The following is a 16,337-nucleotide window of genomic DNA, read 5'->3' on the forward strand; positions in this document are numbered from 1 at the left end:
TGAACGGTACAACGCTCATTGGCACAATCGGCGGATCGAGCGTCGAATGCAGCGCCGGTCACAGGGGATCGAGTCGGCCATGCGTTCCGGGCGTGGCACGGTAGTGGCATGGTCATGATCGGCAGGTACCGCGTCGCCGACCCCCTCGCGTTCCCGAACCTCTCTCGACGGTCGACGATCGCCGACGCCGTCATCGGTCTGATTCTGCTGGTGTTGATGCTGGCCTTCTCGTCGGGTCTCACCACGACGGTGCAGGTGGTCAGCCTGCTGATCGGGCTGGCTCTGATGTGCCGCCGGTCCGCGCCGTCGGTGATGATGCTGCTGGCGGTGACGTCGGCGGTGATCCAGGTGGCGACCTACGACGTCGCGGTGGGACCGTGCCTGCTCTACTCGGTGCTCTACTACACGGCGGGCAATCATCCGGATCGTCGGGTCCGGGGCGCGTCGCTGGCCGTGGCAGTCGTGGGTTCGGCGATCGCGGCGTGGGTGTATCCGAGGTCGACGGCGTTCGGCACCGATGCCGAGGCGTCGACGATCGTCTCGCACACGATGACCTTCGTCGGCATCGCGGTGCTGCTGGTGGGCAGCTGGACCTTCGGATTCATCCGGTATCAGCGCCACAGCGTGGAACAGGCGAGGATCGCCGAGCAGATCTCCGAACTCGAACGACGGCGACTGCTCGACCTGTACGACGAGCAGGCCCAGCGGTCGAGTCTGGCCCGCGACATGCACGACGTGGTGGCGCACTCGCTCGCGGTGGTGGTGGCGCAGGCCGAAGGAGCACGCTTCGCCCTGGACGCCAGTCCCGAGGCGGCGAAGGAGGCGCTCGGCGTCATCGCCGACACGGCGCGGCAGGCGCTCGCCGACGTCCGGGGCGTGCTGGAGGAACTGCGCAGCGCCGAGTCGACGGCCGAGCACGCGCGAACCGACCGCGACCAGCTCTACGCACGGATGCGCGCAGCCGGAATGACGTTGCAGTCCACCGAGATCGGTGACGAGGACGCGGCGTCGCCGCTGAGTGTGCGGGTCGCCTTCGCGGTCCTCACCGAGGCATTGACGAATGCGCTCAAGTACGGCGACCTGGGTGCGCCGGTGTACGTCCGGCAGGACTGGTCGGACGGATGCCGGCTCACGGTGGCGAACTCGCTGTCGGAGAAGCCGCTGGCTCCCGGTGGCGCGGGCCACGGCATCAGGGGCATGGCAGAGCGGGCCGAACTCGCCGGCGGTACGCTGACCAGCGCCGCCGTCGAAGGCGGCTGGCTCGTCGAACTCGTCATCCCCGCTCGTCCGGAAGGACCGTCATGATCCGCGTCGCCCTCATCGACGATCAGCCGCTGTTCCGTGGCGGGATCGCGATGATTCTCGACAGCCAACCCGATGTGGAAGTGGTGGCGCAGGAGTCGTCGGCGCTGAACCTCTCGTCGACGGTGCGCGCGTCCGCGCCCGATGTGATCCTCATGGATGTGCGCATGCCGGGCATCGACGGGATCACCGCGACCCGTCAACTCGTGGCCGACCTCGGCGACGAGGCGCCGAAGATCCTCGTGCTCACCACATTCGACGTCGACGAGGCCGCCGCACGGGCGATCGAAGCCGGTGCGAGCGGATTCGTCCTGAAAGACGCGCAACCGGAGTTCCTGCTGGCCTCGGTGCGCGCGGTGGCCGACGGCAGCCAGGTGGTCGCGGCATCGGCCACCCGAAGGCTCTTCGAGCGGCACGGAACCCGTACCGCCCGTCCCGGACCGGAGTACGACGCGCTCACGGTCCGCGAACGCGAAATCCTGGTGCGTGCCGCGTCCGGGCTGTCGAATGCCGAGATCGCGCAAGCCGAGTTTCTGTCGGAGGCGACGGTCAAGACGCACATCTCCCGGATTCTCGCGAAGCTGTCGCTGCGCGACCGCGTACAACTCGTGGTGTACGCGTACGAGCACGGCCTCGTCTGACGAGCCGGAGGACGCAGCGGTGTACATCTGCGGGATGACCCCGCACCCGCCCGTCGGAGGATGCGATTTGCGCCGGTAGGCGGACGCGAAGAGCCAGGTCAGAGCCATAACTTCGACGTATGAACGCCAACGAGATCAGTACCGGACCCGCCGTCGTCATGCGCCACGTGTCGCGCACCTACGGTGATCCGGCGAACCCAGTCCACGCGCTGCGCGACGTCTCGGTCGACATCCGCCGCAGCGAGTTCACCGCCGTCATGGGCCCGTCGGGGTCGGGCAAATCGACCCTGATGAATGTGATGGCCGGACTCGACGAGGCGACCTCCGGTCAGATCTGGCTCGGCCAGACGCCCATCGTCGGGCTCGACGACACCGCGCGGACGCTCCTGCGCCGCACCAACATCGGCTTCGTCTTCCAGTCGTTCAATCTGGTCCCGACGCTGACCGCGGACGAGAACATCCGGCTGCCCTTCGTCCTGGCGGGACACAAGCCGGACGCCGTGCAGCAGGCGTGGATCGCTCACCTGGTCGGTTCGCTCGGACTCCGCGATCGCCTGGACCATCTGCCGTCCCAGCTGTCGGGCGGACAGCAGCAGCGGGTGGCGATCGTCCGGGCCCTGGCCGGCCGCCCGACCATCATTCTCGCCGATGAGCCGACCGGCGCCCTGGACACGCGCACCAGCCGCGAGGTGCTGACCTTGCTGACCACGGCCGCTCGCGAGTACGGGCAGGGGATCGCGATGGTCACGCACGATCCGGTGGCCGCGTCGTACGCCGATCGCATCCTGGTACTGGCAGACGGCCGGATCGTCGGAGAGTACCGGGGCCTCGACCCGCACCAGATCTCCGACCTCCTGATCAATCTCCAGGGGGCGGCGGCATGAGGGCCACGGACTACCGCCTGACGGCGGGTTCGCTGCGGGAACTGTCGACCGTGGGCGTGGTCTGCGGCCTGTCGGCGGCGTACGCCGGAATGGTGCTCACGGCCTCCGACTTCCTCGGCCGGGCCGGTGAGCACAACGGCGGCAACGTGGGAGTGGTGCTCGGCATCGTGTCGTCCGTGTTCATTCTCATCGCGCTGTTCGTGGCCGCGCTGGTGATCGGCAACGGTGTCGACACGGTGATCGCCGGCCGACGCAAGCAACTCGAGCTGCTGCGGTTGATCGGCGCCTCGTCGAGACAGCTGCGGTCGAGTCTGGTGCGCGGGGTCGCGAAGGTCGCGGCGATCGGTGCCGGGATCGGGCTGGTCGCCGGAGTGACGCTGGCCGACGCCGCACGGACCGTCATGGTGTCGCGGGACATCCTTCCGTCCATCCGGTACAGCTACCTTCCCCCGACCACCGTGCTCGCGGCGATCGTGGTGGTGGGTGTCGCGGTGGGCGCGACAATGGTGGGTTCGCGGAAGACGCTCTCCGGAGCCGCCGTCGTCGCGCCGAAGGGCTCGATGCGGTGGCTTCGCGGCACCGCGGCCGTCATCGCGACCGGTGTCGGCGCGCTCCTGCTCGGAGCCGCGTGTCTGTTGGGGGAGGAGGGGAGCATGAGCGGATTCGTCGTGGCCTTCCTCGGCACCGCGACGGCCGCGGTGGGACTGCTGGTCGGTGCGCCGATCCTCGTGCCCGCGATGGTCGCCGGTGTGGGACGGCTCCTGGGCGCGAGCCCGGCGGCGATCCTCGCGCGCAAGAACTCGGTCGCCGACCCGGGCCGCACCACACGCTCCACCGTCGGACTGTTCATCGGCGTCACCCTGATCACCACGATCGTCGCGGGTATGAGGTCGTTGCAGCAGTCCATCGACCGCTGGGATCTCACGCCCGAACAGGTGGAGGAGAACCGGCACGTGATGTCGATGATGACGTGGGTGCTGGTGGGACTGATTCTCATCTCGGTGCTCATCGCAGCGGTGGGCTTCGTGTCGACGATGTCGTTGACAGTGATCGGGAGGACTCGTGAGATCGGCATGCTGCGCGCGATGGGCTTCACCGCCAGGCAGGTCCGCGCCACGATCACTCTTGAATCGATCGCCTTGTCCGGGACGGCGATGGTGGCGGGTCTGGCGCTGGGCGTGATCTTCGGGGCGGTCGGCAGCCAGTCGCTCATCGGTGCGATCACGCCGGGATTCCCGATCGGACTGCCGCTGGGCGCGTTCGTGGGAATCGTCGCGGGAACGGTCGTGCTGGTGGCGATCGCCGCCCTGCCGCCCAGTCGTCGTGCGGTGTCGGTGACGCCGGTGGACGCGCTCGCCGTCGCCTGAGACGAGGGTACGAGAAAGGGGTGGAGCGCATCGATTCCGATGCGCTCTACCCCTTTCTGGCTGAGCGGGTGACGGGCTCGCGCCGACGACTACTCGCGGGAGCGGGTCGCCGCGGCCTTGTCGTTGCCGGCCTCCTCTGCGGCTTCGATGGTGATCATCTCGGCCTCGGTCAGCAATTCCTCCTCGGTGAGCAGTTCGGCTGCCTCTCGTTGGACGGTCGTCGCGAGCGGCTTCTCCTTCACGAACAGCAGGACCACGAGTGCGATCCCGGCCAGCGGAACGAAGAACAGGAAGATCGGCAGCAACGCCTCGTTGTACGACTCGATGATCGGGATGCGCACGGCGTCGGGCAGGGCGTTCACCGCTGCCGGCGTGAGACCGTTGCGACCCGCGTCGCCGCCGGCTCCCGCACCGCTGCCCGCGAGCTTCTCGGTGAGCAGGGTGGCCAGCCGGGAGGCGAAGATCGATCCGACGACCGCCGATCCCAGGGTGGCGCCGACCTGACGGAAGTAGTTGTTCGCGGCGGTCGCGGTGCCGACCATGGTGACCGGGAACGAGTTCTGCACGATCAGGGTCAGGATCTGCATCGACAGGCCGATGCCGATGCCGAAGACGGCCAGATACACGCACATGAGCCAGGTGGGTGTGGTGATGTGCATCGACGCGATCAGCACCAGGCCGACGCCCATGACGATGGAGCCGACGATCGGGAAGATCTTGTAGCGGCCCGTGCGTGCCACGGCCTGACCGGAGGCGATCGAGGTGATGAGCAGTCCGCCCATCATCGGGATCATCAACAGGCCTGCGACGGTCGCGTCGACTCCGGTGACCATCTGGATGTAGGTCGGCATGTAGCCCAGAGCGCCGAACATGGCGACGCCGATCATCAGGTTCGCGACGGTCGTCAACGTGAAGTTGCGATCCGCGAACAGCTTCATCGGCATGACCGGGTTGTCGGCGCGCAGCTCGGCGACGACGAATCCCACAGCCAGGACGACGGTCGCGACCGCGAGGCCGAGGATCTGCGGGCTCAGCCAGTCGTAGGTGTGCCCGCCCCAGGTGCAGATCAGCACGAGGCTGGTGGTGGCGCCGGCGATCAGAGCCATACCCAGGTAGTCCAGTCGCGGTCGCACCTCGTGCTGCACCTTCGGCAGCTTCATGAAGGCCAGGGTGGCGGCGATCGCGAGAGCACCCAGCGGGAGGTTCAGCCAGAACGCCCAGCGCCAGCCCGGTCCCTCGGTGAGCCAGCCGCCGAGCAGCGGGCCGGCGACCGAGGAGACGGCGAAGACCGCGCCGAGGAAGCCCATGTAGCGGCCGCGTTCCCGGGCGGGAACCACGTCGGCGATGGCCGCCTGCGACAGGATCATCAATCCGCCGCCGCCGATGCCCTGGAGGATGCGGCCGAAGATCAGCCAGGTGATGTTCCCGGAGAGTGCGCCGACCACCGAACCGCTGAGGAAGATCAGGATCGCGGCGATCAGTACGGGCTTGCGGCCCAGCAGGTCGCTGATCTTGCCGTACACGGGCATCACGATGGTGGACGCGAGGATGTAGGCGGTGATGACCCAGGTCATCTGGTCGACGCCCTGGAGCTCACCGACGATGGTCGGCAGAGCTGTCGAGAGCACGGTCTGGTTCAGCGATGCCAGCAGCATCGTGATCATCAGTCCGATGAACAGCAGCATCACGCTGCGGCGCTCGGTATTCCCGGTAGTGCCGTCCGTTGGTTCGGCGAGGGAAGTGGTCATAGCAGGTCCTTGATGGTTCGGCGGAAGACTGCGCCGGCGTCGGCGAGGGCGGGCGAGTCGGGGTTGTCGAGGACTTCGGGGTCCTTCTTGTAGGCGAAGCGCAGGACGGCGCCGGCGAGCATGATGAGCGCACGGGCGTCGTCCACCGATTCCGGGCCGGCTCGCTCACCGATCTGTTCGGTGATCACCGAACTCAGCAGCTCCTGCGCGGCAGTGCCGTGCTGCTGCATCCGTTCGACGAGCTCGGGAAACCGACGGATCAGCTCGCGGTGGTCGGAATGGGGGCCGCCGCCCTGTCGGATGCTCTTGGCGACCGCCATCACCAGATCGACGGCACGGTCGAGGCGGTCCGGGCCGGGACCGGCTTCGACGAAATCCTTGAGCGCCTGGTCGGGCACTGTCGGCGGCACGGCTCCGAGGACGGCGTCCTCTTTGCACGCGTAGTAGTTGAAGAACGTCCGTCGTGACACTCCGGCGCGGTCGGCGATCTCGGCGACCGTGGTGTCGTGGAGTCCGTTCTCACCCACCAGTTCGACGGCGGCCGTTCGCAGTGCTCGCAGCGTCTCAAGACGCTGGCGTTCCCGAAGGCCTAGTTCAGAAATATTTTGCACTAGTGCAGTATTGCACGAGTGAAAAGTTTTGTGCACGCAACTGTGACTGACGCAACTGTCTCGGAACACCGAGGAGTTGCGTGCGGTTGCCTCAGTCATGAGCCGCGACCCAGAAGTGCCGACGACGCTGACTGCGGCCGCAGTCGACCGCCGGATCGTGGTGATCGGCGCCGGCCAGGCCGGACTCTCGGCCGCCTACTTCCTCCAGCGCGGCGGATTGCGTGCGGGCAGCGACTTCGAGGTGCTCGACGCAAACCCGACTCCGGGCGGAGCGTGGAGCCATCGCTGGGACGCTCTGACCTTCAGCCTGGTGAACGGCGTCCACGACCTGCCCGGCACACGGCTCACCGGTGCCGATCCTGACGAGCCCGCGCGCGAGGTGATCAAGCGCTACTACGGGCGTTACGAGGCCGAGCACGGTCTCCGGGTGGCGCGCCCGTGGCGAGTGGTCGCGGTCGAACCGACGGGCGAACCGGTGTGGCGCTTCCTCGTCCGTGCCGAGGGCCCCGACGGAGCGACGCGGACCTACCGTGCGTCGGCGGTGATCAGTGGTACCGGCACGTGGGATCACCCCTATGTGCCGTGGTACCCGGGTCGTTTCGCGGGCCGTCAACTGACCACCCGGGACTTTCCGGAACCGGAGGACTTCGCCGGACAGCGGGTCCTGGTGGTCGGCGGAGGCATATCCGCTGTCGAGTTCGTCGTACTCCTGGACGAGGCCGGTGCCGTCCCGATCTGGTCGACGCGCACGCCGCCGCGCTGGCGCGACACCCCGTTCGACGCTCGATGGGGGCTCGCCGTCGAGAACGGTGTCGCGGCCCGGACCCGTGCGGGTCTGCGACCGCTGAGCGTGGTCGCGGCCACGGGGCTGCCGCGAACCCCGCGGTTCGCGCCGGCGATCGACAGCGGTGTCCTGTCCTCGCGCGGTCCGCTCGCGCGTCTGGTGCGTAACGGTGTCGAGTTCGCCGACGGCACGAGCGAACCGGTGGACGTGATCATCTGGGCCACCGGCTTTCGGCCGTCGCTCGCACACCTGGCCCCGCTCGGGATCCGGGAGCCCTCCGGCGGCGTGCTGATGGCCGACGACGACGTCAGCGTGGTCCGGGTCCCCGGTCTGTTCCTGGTGGGCTACGGCCGCAGTGCCTCGACGCTCGGCGCGACCCGCGCGGGCCGACGTGCGGCCCGCGCCGCGCGTCAGTCCTCGGTCGAGAGCACCTCGGCGACGAACGATCCGACGCGGTTGCGCAGTCCGGCCACCTGCTCGGCCCGAATGGCGTCGAGGTCGGTGGCCTTGTGATAGGCGGGCGGCAGCTTACGGGCGTGCTTCGAGCAGTGGAACCCCGAGCACACCAGCGTGCCGATGGTGTCGCCACGCCTGCCCTGCGCACCGGTGCGCCTGGTGGTGTACAGCACCACCTCTTCGCTGAGGTCGACGTCCCGGCACCAGGTGCACATCGTGCGGCGCGACGGCGTCGCCTCGGCGCGGTTGAGGATCAACGACACGAGCCGGCCGTCGTGCTCCACCGCGATGTAGGCGCGGCGGGGCATCTTGCGGTCGCGCCAGCCGTAGTACTCGAGGCGCGAGAAGTCGACGTCGTCGAAGTCGAGGGGAAAGGTGACCTTCTTGATCTCGCTGCGGGTGGCGCCGCGGAACGAGTCGAGGATCTGCTGTTGGGTGTACTGCTTCATATCGATGACCGATCAGTCGAATGCGCGTGGTCGCGCGGGAGAGATGAGGTGAGGTCGGCCCGCGGGCGCGGGTGCGACGGCAGGATCCACTGGCCGATCCATCGGAATCGGCTGCGGAGCGCGGTCATCTGTTCGCGGCGCGGAACGCGCCGGACATCTCCTGAATGCGAGTGATCATGTCGACTCCACGCTAGCGCATCGCGCGGCGGGTGTGCGGACTCGGTGACGATGCCGTATCACCTGGGCCGATGTACCGGGACGGGGAAGGCCGTCCGCGCTAGTATCGTCCTGCTCCGATGAATCCGGACAGAGTTCGCCTCTCGCCCGGTTCCCGGAGACGGTCCACACCGATCGTCACCCATCGAAAGAGAAAGGCCGACGAGCACTTTGGCAATCAATGATCCGCTCAGCGCTGCGGCGCGCGACGCCGTCAAGGACATCGCGACCCGCACATGGCAGAGCCTCCTCGGAATCGGCATCGCCTCGCTGATCCTCGGCGTCATCGTCCTGATCTGGCCGGCGGCGACACTTCTGGTGGTCGCCATTCTTTTCGGCATCTATCTGCTGATCTCGGGCATCTTCCAGGTCGCCGCGACCTTCGGAGTGCAGCACACCCACGGTTGGTGGCGCGTTCTCTCGTTCCTCTCCGGCGCCATCTCGATCCTGCTGGCCTTCGTGGCCTTCCGGAACATCGAGACCGCGGTGATTCTCCTGGCACTGTGGGTCGGTATCGGCTGGATCTTCCGCGGAGTCACCGAACTGTCGGTCTTCATGGACTCGGCGAGCGGCCTGCCCGGCCGTGGCTGGGGCATCTTCCTGGGAATCGTGACCGTGATCGCCGGCGGCATTCTGATCATCTGGCCCATCTCGTCGGTCGCCACCCTCACCGTCGTCTCGGGCATCATGCTCGTGGTGGTCGGCGCAGTCGAGATCGTGCACGCGTTCATGCTGCGGTCGAAGGTCAAGTCCGTCTGACACCGAACTGCGCAGGCACTGCCGGAAAACCTATCGCCCCCGACCCGCAGGTCGGGGGCGATATGCGTCGGTGGGGCCGATTGCCTTCCGCGGGACGCTCGCAGCGGGTAGCGTCGAATCCACTCGGTTGAAACGGCAGCCGAACTCCTGCCCGGAAGGCGCACCGCGCCCGGGCGTTCACATCATCACCGCACAGCGGGCTCCGGTCACGTGTGGCCACGCCTGGGTGCGGTCGGCGTTGAAGGAGCTCTGCCATGACCGACGACGGGTACGACCACGTGCGGGACCTGCTCGCGCAGCGCGAAGCGCTTCCCGCGGGGGATCCCAGCAGAAAGTGCCTTCGAGACGAGGCGGTGGTGGCGAGCCTCCCGCTCGCTCAGCACATCGCGCAGAGGTTCGGCGGCCGAGGGGAGTTCCACGACGACCTCGTGCAGGTGGCACGACTGGGACTGGTCCAGGCCGTCGACAGGTACGCGCCGTCTCGCGGGTCCGATTTTCTGTCATTCGCCGTCCCGACAGTGATGGGCGAGGTGCGCAGGCACTTCCGGGACCGGACTGCGGTCCTTCGCACTCCTCGCAGCATCAAGGAACTGTCATCGAGGATCGGGACGGCTGAAGGACGCCTGACGCACCGACTCCATCGGGTACCGACGCGTGCCGAGCTGGCGGCCGAACTGGATGCCGACCTCGCCGACATCGACGAAGCGCGGATGGCGGCCGCCGCATCGGCTCCGGCATCGCTCGATCAGCCGGCGGGCGCCGCCGACGACCGATCCGCGATCGACCGGATCGGCCGTCCCGACCCGGCTTACGATCTGGTCGACGTCGCGCAGTCTCTCCGGCCGGCGCTCGCGCGACTGCGGCCGCGGGAGCGCCGCATCCTCGGTCTCCGATTCTTCGAAGACCTCTCGCAGAGCGCGATCGCCCAACGCACGGGGATGTCGCAGATGCATGTCTCTCGGCTGTTGCGTCAGTCGATCGCCACCTTGCGGCAGGAGCTGACGGCGACGTGATCGGCCCCGTGGTGCGCCGCGGTCAGTCGGCCGAGCCCACCGTCGCGGTGATCTCCACGGTGTTGCCGTCGGGATCGATGACCACAGCGTGCCCGGAAGTCGACGGGTAGGGGGTCCGGGGCGACGAGGCGCCGAACGCGATCAGCCGCTCGACAGCGGCGGCGACGTCCTGAGTATCGAAGGCCGACAATCGGATTCGAGACTGCGGCCGCGGCGGCATCACGCGTCGCACGATGAGCTGGACGCGCCGGCCGTCATCGATCAGTTCGGCGCGATCGGAGTCCGCGTCCCCGACGGCGAGGTGCAGCGCTTTCGACCAGAAGTCCGCCAGAGTGTCGACGTGATCGGTCAGCAATACGCATGGTTCGTCCGAGTCCAGCGCCAGCATGAGCTTCTCCTCTCGTTGTGAAACCCGCGACGGGCGGCGCGGCGTCAGGGTTCGAGGACGACCTTGACGTATCCGTCCGACTTCTCCTGGAACTTCCGGTACGCGTCTGCGGCGTCGTCTAGTGGCAGCCGATGCGAGGCGAAGCGGTCCACCCCGAGGGGATCGTCGTCGGTCAGCAGCGGCATGATCGCGTCGGTCCAGCGCTTCACATTGGCCTGTCCCATCCGGAGTTGCACCTGTTTGTCGAAGAGCTTGAACATCGGCATCGGGTCGATCGCACCGCCGTACACACCGGAGACGGAGACCGTTCCACCTCGCCGGACCACGTCGCACGCGGTGTGCAGCGCCGACATCCGGTCGACGCCGAAGGCGGTGTCGATCCGCCGACCGACCGCGTCGGGGAGCAGGCCCACGGCGTGCTGCAGAGCCTTCGCGACGGGTGATCCGTGCGCTTCCATGCCCACCGCGTCGATCACGGAGTCGGTGCCCCGGCCCGACGTCAGGTCGCGCACCGCGGTGGCGACGTCGTCGTCGGCGGAGACCGTCTCGACTCCGTTCGCGTCGGCTCGGGCGAGCCGCTCAGGCACTCTGTCGACGCCGATCACGCGGATCCCGCGGTGCGCGGCGATGCGTGCGGCCATATCGCCGATCGGCCCCAGGCCGATCACGGTCAGCGACCCGCCGTCGGGAACGTCCGCGTACTCCACCGCCTGCCACGCTGTCGGCAGCACGTCGGAGAGGTAGCCGAACCGGCTGTCGGGAGGTCCGTCCGGCACCTTGATATGGGTGAAGTGGGCTTGGGGCACGCGGAGATACTCCGCTTGACCGCCGGCGACCGAGCCGTACAGCTCCGAATAGCCGAACAACGCCGCGCCCGTTCCCTTTTCGCGGACCTGGGTGGTCTCGCATTGGGTGTAGAGCGATCTGTCGCACATGTAGCAACGACCGCAGGAGATCTGGAACGGGATGACGACGCGGTCACCGACTCGGAGGTCGCCGGTGTCGGCCCCCACCTCTTCCACGGTTCCCATCGCCTCGTGGCCGAGGACGTCCCCGGCCTTCATGAACGGCGCGAGGACCTCGTACAGGTGTAGGTCCGATCCGCAGATGTTGGTCGAACTGACGCGGATCACGGCGTCGGTCGGTTCTTCGATCCGCGGGTCGGGGACGGTCTCCACCCGGACGTCGCGTCGGCCCTGCCATGTGACGGCACGCATCGGGACTCCTCACTCGATAGACATGGTGTCCACGGTGTGGTTGCCCGGGTGCGCCCGGATCTAAACGTGCGCGCGGCGGTTCAGGCGTGCTCCGACCGGTCGCGACGGACGTGCTCGTGCGCGCTGAGCACGACTCGATCCAAGCTGGTTCGGGCGCGCGAGGGCATGTCGACGTCGACGAATCTCGACTCGATGGCGGCTGCGAGGGAGTACAGCTTCGTGTTCGACTCCTGCGAGCGCCAGACGAGTAAGTCGAAGGCCTGCTGGGCGTCGAGCCGGTAGACCAGCATCAGTGCGCCCTTGACCCGTTCGATCGTCGACCGCCGGCGGACCATTTCGTCGATGTCCATGTGGGCCCGCCCGGACGGCACCACCGCGCTGCCGCCTGCCGCAGTCCCGCTGTGCGATGCCGCGACGTAGAAGCCGAACGTGCCTTGTCGCCGACCGTCCGGGTGTTGCAGTACGTCGGCGATGACGATAACCGGAATCACCGCGCCGCGGGTGTCGATGATGCGATGTTGACTGCTGAACGGCTCGCCGGCCCGCCGGACACGATCGATGAGGTCGGCCACTCGGTCTTTGTCGTCCGGGTGCTTGTGTCTGAGCAGCAGGTCGCTGGTCGGGACCACCGACTCGGCCGACTCGTAGCCGTGCAGGCGGGCCAACTGATCCGACCACTCCCAGCGGTCGTCATCGCGGTAATACCAGAACCGTCCGAACTGGAAGGTTTGGTCGACCGCGAGCCTGGGGTCGACGGGATCGGCGACGCCGTCGTGTCCTTGCACAGGAGTGTCCTCTTCGGAGTCGGTGCGGGCCGAGCCTGCACCTGTCGTCGGGCGGAGGGATTCGATCCGCCGTCGCGTCGACCGTAAGCGACTCGAGGGGTTAAAAGGCTCACCCCTAGGGGTGTACCGGAAATGGGTACGGTTGGGTATGGATCCGATTCGAGTAGCCCTCATCGACGACTACGACGTGGTGGTGCGGGGGCTGGCGACGATGCTCCGGCGGTACTCCGACCGCGTGCGCGTACAGGCGCTCTCGACCTCGGGCGAGGTCGCCGAGGACGTCGACATCGCGCTGTACGACTCCTTCGCCAATCCGCCGGCCGACCGTTCGATGATCTCCGACCTGGTCGCGAACCATCGGGTGCGCAAGGTGGTCGTGTACGCATGGGAGGTCTCGGAGCCGGCTGTCACTGCGGCCCTCGACAACGGTGCGGCCGCGCTCGTATCCAAGAAACTCCCCGCAGGGGAACTCGTGGACGCCTTGGAGCAGATCCACGCGGCGAAACCGTCCTCGACCGTCTTCGCGAGCCGGCAGGAGACCGCGGTGAGCAGTGCGGGCGACTGGCCTGGCCGGGAGGAGGGTCTCACCCAGCGGGAGGCCGAGGTACTGGCCCTCATCACGCAGGGGCTGAGCAATGCCGACATCGCCGACAGCACCGGGTTGTCGATCAATTCGGTGAAGACCTATATCCGCACGTGCTATCGCCGCATCGGTGTCACCACGCGTGCGCAGGCCGTTCTCTGGGGTGTGCACCACGGTTTCGTGCCCGACCGGCCGCGCCGAGGTCGAGGTGCTTAGTCTCCGTTTGCGGCCTCGGCGGTGCCGGTCGGCTTCCGCGGTCGCCGCCGACGATGGGAGGCGTCGCACAGCGGCGGCGTCGCGCTGAAGCCGCACGCGCAGACAGCCACCTGGAAACGGTCGCAGTGGAGCACCGATCCGTCCGGCCGCTGCACGTCGACCGGCCCCTCCACCAGAATCGGGCCTTTCGGCACCACTCGTACTCGGCGGCGTCCGTCGGTCATGCCGGCTCCGCTCGTCCCGGGCGGTCCCCGGTCCGCTGCGCCCGGATGACGACGATCGCTTCGTCGTCCGACTCAGGGTCGAGGAATCCCGACTCCACGAGGGCGTCGTGACGCGACCTGACGACGGGCCCGAACGGAATCCGTCGTTCGGACGTGACTTCGGTCCGCAGACCCGCGGCGCGCAGTGCGGCCACCGTGGCGTCGACGCCGGACAGTTCGGATTGCACGATTAACACCGTTCCACCGTCGGCGAGCAGCCCGGGCACGATGGCACACACCACGTCGAGCACGGCGCGGCCATCAGCGCCACCGTTCCACGCGTGCCGGGGCCCGACCGCCGACATCTCCGTGCCGGGCGGGGTCGGCACATAGGGCGGGTTGCAAGTGATGACATCGAAGCCGGTCTCGCTCACGTCCGCGAGATCGGCACAGACGGTCCGTACCTCGACCCCGGCGTCCGCGGCTGACCGGCGCGTTCGGGCCACCGCATGGCGGCAGGAATCGACGGCGGTGACCTGGGCGCCGGCCAGAGCGGCGGCAACGGCGACCGCGCCTGAACCCGTGCACAGATCCAACACGCGGAGTCCTGAGAGGTCTGCCGAGGTCAGTTCGTCGACCAGCAGAGCGGTGTCCTCCTGAGGTCGATAGACGTCCTGGACACGGTGCAGCGCGGACACGTCCGACGTGATCAGGAGCGAGTCGGTGACGGCGCTTCGCACTCCGAGGGGTCGCTGCCTCGATACGGACTCAGCTCTCGACGCGGTCGTGCTCATGGACAAACCTCCGGCCATCTGGGTACGAGCACACGGGCTCGTCGGTCGAGTGAGGAGTACCCCGCCGTGCGGCCGATCAACCGTCGGATGCGTCGGCCCGGGAATCGCGGCCCGCCTCGAACATCTCCTCGTAGACCTCAGCCGCCTCCGACAGCACCTGCGGAGCGAGGCGGGCGATGACGTCGACCCGGCGGACCAGCGGCTCGTGGTCGGGCCCGCGGCCCACCACCTCGCCGGCCAGAAGCCAGGCGTAGCGGTCGGGGGCGTCGAGTTCGGCATACTTGCGAATGCGTCGCGCGATCCACGGCTTCGGGCTCCGTGTCCACCACGGTTCGGGAGTCAGCGATGCGACCGACAACCCGGGCAACGTGAATGCCGCCTCGTAGTCGAGGCTCGGTCCGGCCTCCGCGTCCGTCGCCGGACCGTGTGAGTATCTGATGTACACCGGCTCGCGGTCGGCGATCTCGTCGACGACGTCGTCCAATGTCTCGAGCGTGCGCAGCCGGGGTGTCGGCGGCGGTTGACGGGTGAAAAGGGGAGCGGTGCTCCGTTGCGGGGTGTTCTCGTCGGCCATCGATCTCGCTCCGTCTCGCGTGTTTCGTTCAGTGCCTGATGAAGCATCGGGTACCCGACCGGGCGTCAGTCACGTCCTGCGATGGTTTGCTTTCGTTCAGGGAGGGTACTTCTGCCGTGGCGATGAAAGGCAGGTGATGCCCGATGTCCCGACCGGGATCGATTCGGGAACGCGTGATTGCGCGAATGCCGGAACCGCGCGGACCGATGTCCGAAGTCCTCATCGAAGCGATACGCGCGAAGGTCGACAGTCGTCCGTCCCGGATCGACGTGCCGGACGGGCTCGATCCGTGGGGCGACGATCTGCAGCTGTCGTTGACCGTGTGCCACGAATTGCACTATCGCGGGTGGGCCGACGCCGGGAGGGATTGCGAGTGGGACCCGGCAGTCATCGACGCGCGCGTCCGTCTCGAGGACCGGTTCCTCGACGCCGTGGCGGATCGGCTGTCGCCGCTGAGCGACGAAGGCACCGCCGATGCCGAACTCGACGCGCTCGCACGGGCCGTTCCCGAGGGAGCGACGGCGCATCTGCGCCGTCACGGCACCGAAGACGAGTTCGCCGACTATTTCAAGGCGCGCTCCATCTACCACTTGAAGGAGGCCGATCCCCACGCGTGGGCGATTCCCCGGCTGCGTCGAGATGCCAAGGCGGCCTTCGTGGCGGTGGAGTTCGACGAGTACGGCGGCGGACGCGGTGAGCGTGTTCACCAGGAGCTGTACGCCGATCTGCTGTCGGCCACAGGGCTCGACCACAGTTATCTCGGCTATCTCAACGACGCTCCCGCCGTGGTGCTGGCGACCGTGAACCTCATGTCGTGTCTCGCGCTGCGAGGCTCACGCCGCGGAGCGACGGTCGGGCACTTCGCCGCCACGGAGATGACCTCGCCGGTGGGCTCGGCGTGGCTTCTCAAAGGACTCGAGCGGATCGACGCTCCGGAGGCGGCCCGGCATTTCTACCGTGAACACGTCGAGGCCGACGCCGTGCACGAGCTCGTGATGCGTGATCAAGTCGTCGCGCCGCTCATCGCCGACGAGCCGGATCTCGCCGACGACGTCGTGTTCGGGATCCGGGCCCTCCAGGCAGTGGAGAGCAGGCTGGACGATGCCTTCGTCGATGCATGGAACGCCGGGCGTTCGCTGATGCGGTGTTGACCGGCTTCGCCGTGTCGCCAGACCGGTGGGAAAACGCGAAGAGAGGGTTCGCGCCGTCGTAAGCGTCGTGCCGGATCGCGATTGCGAACATCTCCGATACCTGACGACGTAAGCCCTTCGCTTTAGCTGGGCGCCCAGACGCTTCTCGATCGATCAGCCACTCGATCGTCTACGTGGTGACCTTATTGATCCGGAG

18 protein-coding genes are annotated in these 16,337 nt (G+C 67.8%); 9 read left to right on the forward strand and 9 right to left on the reverse strand.

All coding sequences use genetic code 11. The features are described 5' to 3' along the window. Nucleotides 1-108 precede the first annotated feature (108 nt). The 4 genes from ACE11G_RS06295 (at nt 109) to ACE11G_RS06310 (ending at nt 4,194) form a co-directional block, all read left to right on the forward strand. Nucleotides 109-1,305, forward strand: coding sequence for a sensor histidine kinase (locus ACE11G_RS06295; RefSeq protein ID WP_006895157.1), 1,197 nt, complete (start codon nt 109-111; stop codon nt 1,303-1,305). Then, nucleotides 1,302-1,943: a response regulator transcription factor gene (locus tag ACE11G_RS06300; protein WP_006895159.1), complete on the forward strand. Its 642-nt coding sequence runs from the start codon at nt 1,302-1,304 to the stop codon at nt 1,941-1,943. Before ACE11G_RS06295 ends, ACE11G_RS06300 begins: the two co-directional genes overlap by 4 nt. Nucleotides 1,944-2,062: 119 nt before the next feature. Beyond that, nucleotides 2,063-2,827, forward strand: a complete 765-nt coding sequence (locus ACE11G_RS06305) for an ABC transporter ATP-binding protein (protein ID WP_375003954.1) — start codon at nt 2,063-2,065, stop codon at nt 2,825-2,827. Further along, entirely contained in the window at nt 2,824-4,194 is a 1,371-nt protein-coding gene (locus ACE11G_RS06310; protein ID WP_062366605.1) for an FtsX-like permease family protein, read from the forward strand. Before ACE11G_RS06305 ends, ACE11G_RS06310 begins: the two co-directional genes overlap by 4 nt. An 89-nt stretch (nt 4,195-4,283) precedes the next feature. Here the strand turns inward: ACE11G_RS06310 and ACE11G_RS06315 are convergent, their stop codons facing one another. Then, complete coding sequence (locus tag ACE11G_RS06315; RefSeq protein WP_375003955.1) at nt 4,284-5,942, reverse strand: MDR family MFS transporter; 1,659 nt, start codon at nt 5,940-5,942, stop codon at nt 4,284-4,286. After that, nucleotides 5,939-6,553, reverse strand: a complete 615-nt coding sequence (locus tag ACE11G_RS06320) for a TetR/AcrR family transcriptional regulator (RefSeq protein ID WP_045539747.1) — start codon at nt 6,551-6,553, stop codon at nt 5,939-5,941. Before ACE11G_RS06320 ends, ACE11G_RS06315 begins: the two co-directional genes overlap by 4 nt. 97 nt (nt 6,554-6,650) lie before the next feature. Between ACE11G_RS06320 and ACE11G_RS06325 the strand changes: the two genes are divergently transcribed. Beyond that, complete coding sequence (locus ACE11G_RS06325) at nt 6,651-7,850, forward strand: NAD(P)-binding domain-containing protein (protein ID WP_375003956.1); 1,200 nt, start codon at nt 6,651-6,653, stop codon at nt 7,848-7,850. On the opposite strand, the gene ACE11G_RS06330 is transcribed toward ACE11G_RS06325, so the two are convergent. After that, a complete protein-coding gene (locus ACE11G_RS06330) occupies nt 7,748-8,242 on the reverse strand; it encodes an FBP domain-containing protein (protein ID WP_045537654.1) in 495 nt (164 codons plus the stop codon). The two genes, ACE11G_RS06325 and ACE11G_RS06330, sit on opposite strands and share 103 nt — an antisense overlap. A 387-nt stretch (nt 8,243-8,629) precedes the next feature. Here ACE11G_RS06330 and ACE11G_RS06335 point away from each other — a divergent pair, with 387 nt between their 5' ends. Both ACE11G_RS06335 and ACE11G_RS06340 read left to right on the forward strand, forming a co-directional pair. Next, entirely contained in the window at nt 8,630-9,217 is a 588-nt protein-coding gene (locus ACE11G_RS06335; RefSeq protein WP_006895167.1) for an HdeD family acid-resistance protein, read from the forward strand. Between the two features lie 254 nt (nt 9,218-9,471). Further along, nucleotides 9,472-10,230: a SigB/SigF/SigG family RNA polymerase sigma factor gene (locus ACE11G_RS06340; protein WP_375003957.1), complete on the forward strand. Its 759-nt coding sequence runs from the start codon at nt 9,472-9,474 to the stop codon at nt 10,228-10,230. Between the two features lie 22 nt (nt 10,231-10,252). On the opposite strand, the gene ACE11G_RS06345 is transcribed toward ACE11G_RS06340, so the two are convergent. From ACE11G_RS06345 to ACE11G_RS06355, 3 genes are all read right to left on the reverse strand, one after another. Next, complete coding sequence (locus tag ACE11G_RS06345; protein WP_278124216.1) at nt 10,253-10,618, reverse strand: VOC family protein; 366 nt, start codon at nt 10,616-10,618, stop codon at nt 10,253-10,255. 44 nt (nt 10,619-10,662) lie between these two features. Continuing rightward, nucleotides 10,663-11,835, reverse strand: coding sequence for a zinc-dependent alcohol dehydrogenase (locus ACE11G_RS06350; protein WP_006895170.1), 1,173 nt, complete (start codon nt 11,833-11,835; stop codon nt 10,663-10,665). Nucleotides 11,836-11,915: 80 nt separating this feature from the next. After that, the gene (locus ACE11G_RS06355) at nt 11,916-12,620 is read right to left on the reverse strand and encodes a PAS and ANTAR domain-containing protein (RefSeq protein WP_006895171.1); all 705 of its coding nucleotides are present in this window, start codon (nt 12,618-12,620) and stop codon (nt 11,916-11,918) included. 148 nt (nt 12,621-12,768) lie between these two features. Here ACE11G_RS06355 and ACE11G_RS06360 point away from each other — a divergent pair, with 148 nt between their 5' ends. Then, entirely contained in the window at nt 12,769-13,419 is a 651-nt protein-coding gene (locus tag ACE11G_RS06360) for a response regulator transcription factor (protein ID WP_006895172.1), read from the forward strand. Here ACE11G_RS06360 and ACE11G_RS06365 read toward each other — a convergent pair. The 3 genes from ACE11G_RS06365 to ACE11G_RS06375 all read right to left on the reverse strand — a co-directional run bounded on the left by ACE11G_RS06365 (nt 13,416) and on the right by ACE11G_RS06375 (nt 14,990). After that, nucleotides 13,416-13,643 (reverse strand): CDGSH iron-sulfur domain-containing protein, encoded by a 228-nt coding sequence (locus tag ACE11G_RS06365; RefSeq protein WP_006895173.1) that lies wholly within the window; start codon nt 13,641-13,643, stop codon nt 13,416-13,418. The two genes, ACE11G_RS06360 and ACE11G_RS06365, sit on opposite strands and share 4 nt — an antisense overlap. Next, nucleotides 13,640-14,362 carry a HemK2/MTQ2 family protein methyltransferase gene (locus ACE11G_RS06370; RefSeq protein WP_375003958.1) on the reverse strand — a complete coding sequence of 241 codons (723 nt, stop codon included), beginning with the start codon at nt 14,360-14,362 and terminating at the stop codon, nt 13,640-13,642. Before ACE11G_RS06370 ends, ACE11G_RS06365 begins: the two co-directional genes overlap by 4 nt. A 130-nt stretch (nt 14,363-14,492) precedes the next feature. After that, nucleotides 14,493-14,990 (reverse strand): DUF6098 family protein, encoded by a 498-nt coding sequence (locus ACE11G_RS06375; protein ID WP_006895175.1) that lies wholly within the window; start codon nt 14,988-14,990, stop codon nt 14,493-14,495. Nucleotides 14,991-15,133: 143 nt separating this feature from the next. Between ACE11G_RS06375 and ACE11G_RS06380 the strand changes: the two genes are divergently transcribed. Beyond that, nucleotides 15,134-16,141 (forward strand): iron-containing redox enzyme family protein, encoded by a 1,008-nt coding sequence (locus ACE11G_RS06380; protein WP_006895176.1) that lies wholly within the window; start codon nt 15,134-15,136, stop codon nt 16,139-16,141. Nucleotides 16,142-16,337 lie beyond the last annotated feature (196 nt).

This window comes from Gordonia sp. PS3 (assembly GCF_041950545.1).
Lineage (GTDB): Bacteria > Actinomycetota > Actinomycetes > Mycobacteriales > Mycobacteriaceae > Gordonia > Gordonia sihwensis.

Excerpts from the sequence above, each read along its gene's own strand:
- ACE11G_RS06295 (WP_006895157.1), top strand. The coding sequence starts at position 109 with ATGGTCATGATCGGCAGGTACCGCGTCGCCGACCCCCTCGCGTTCCCG.
- ACE11G_RS06300 (WP_006895159.1), top strand. The coding sequence starts at position 1,302 with ATGATCCGCGTCGCCCTCATCGACGATCAGCCGCTGTTCCGTGGCGGG.
- ACE11G_RS06305 (WP_375003954.1), top strand. The coding sequence starts at position 2,063 with ATGAACGCCAACGAGATCAGTACCGGACCCGCCGTCGTCATGCGCCAC.
- ACE11G_RS06310 (WP_062366605.1), top strand. The coding sequence starts at position 2,824 with ATGAGGGCCACGGACTACCGCCTGACGGCGGGTTCGCTGCGGGAACTG.
- ACE11G_RS06315 (WP_375003955.1), bottom strand. The coding sequence starts at position 5,942 with ATGACCACTTCCCTCGCCGAACCAACGGACGGCACTACCGGGAATACC.
- ACE11G_RS06325 (WP_375003956.1), top strand. The coding sequence starts at position 6,651 with ATGAGCCGCGACCCAGAAGTGCCGACGACGCTGACTGCGGCCGCAGTC.
- ACE11G_RS06330 (WP_045537654.1), bottom strand. The coding sequence starts at position 8,242 with ATGAAGCAGTACACCCAACAGCAGATCCTCGACTCGTTCCGCGGCGCC.
- ACE11G_RS06340 (WP_375003957.1), top strand. The coding sequence starts at position 9,472 with ATGACCGACGACGGGTACGACCACGTGCGGGACCTGCTCGCGCAGCGC.
- ACE11G_RS06345 (WP_278124216.1), bottom strand. The coding sequence starts at position 10,618 with ATGCTGGCGCTGGACTCGGACGAACCATGCGTATTGCTGACCGATCAC.
- ACE11G_RS06350 (WP_006895170.1), bottom strand. The coding sequence starts at position 11,835 with ATGCGTGCCGTCACATGGCAGGGCCGACGCGACGTCCGGGTGGAGACC.
- ACE11G_RS06360 (WP_006895172.1), top strand. The coding sequence starts at position 12,769 with ATGGATCCGATTCGAGTAGCCCTCATCGACGACTACGACGTGGTGGTG.
- ACE11G_RS06365 (WP_006895173.1), bottom strand. The coding sequence starts at position 13,643 with ATGACCGACGGACGCCGCCGAGTACGAGTGGTGCCGAAAGGCCCGATT.
- ACE11G_RS06375 (WP_006895175.1), bottom strand. The coding sequence starts at position 14,990 with ATGGCCGACGAGAACACCCCGCAACGGAGCACCGCTCCCCTTTTCACC.
- ACE11G_RS06380 (WP_006895176.1), top strand. The coding sequence starts at position 15,134 with ATGTCCCGACCGGGATCGATTCGGGAACGCGTGATTGCGCGAATGCCG.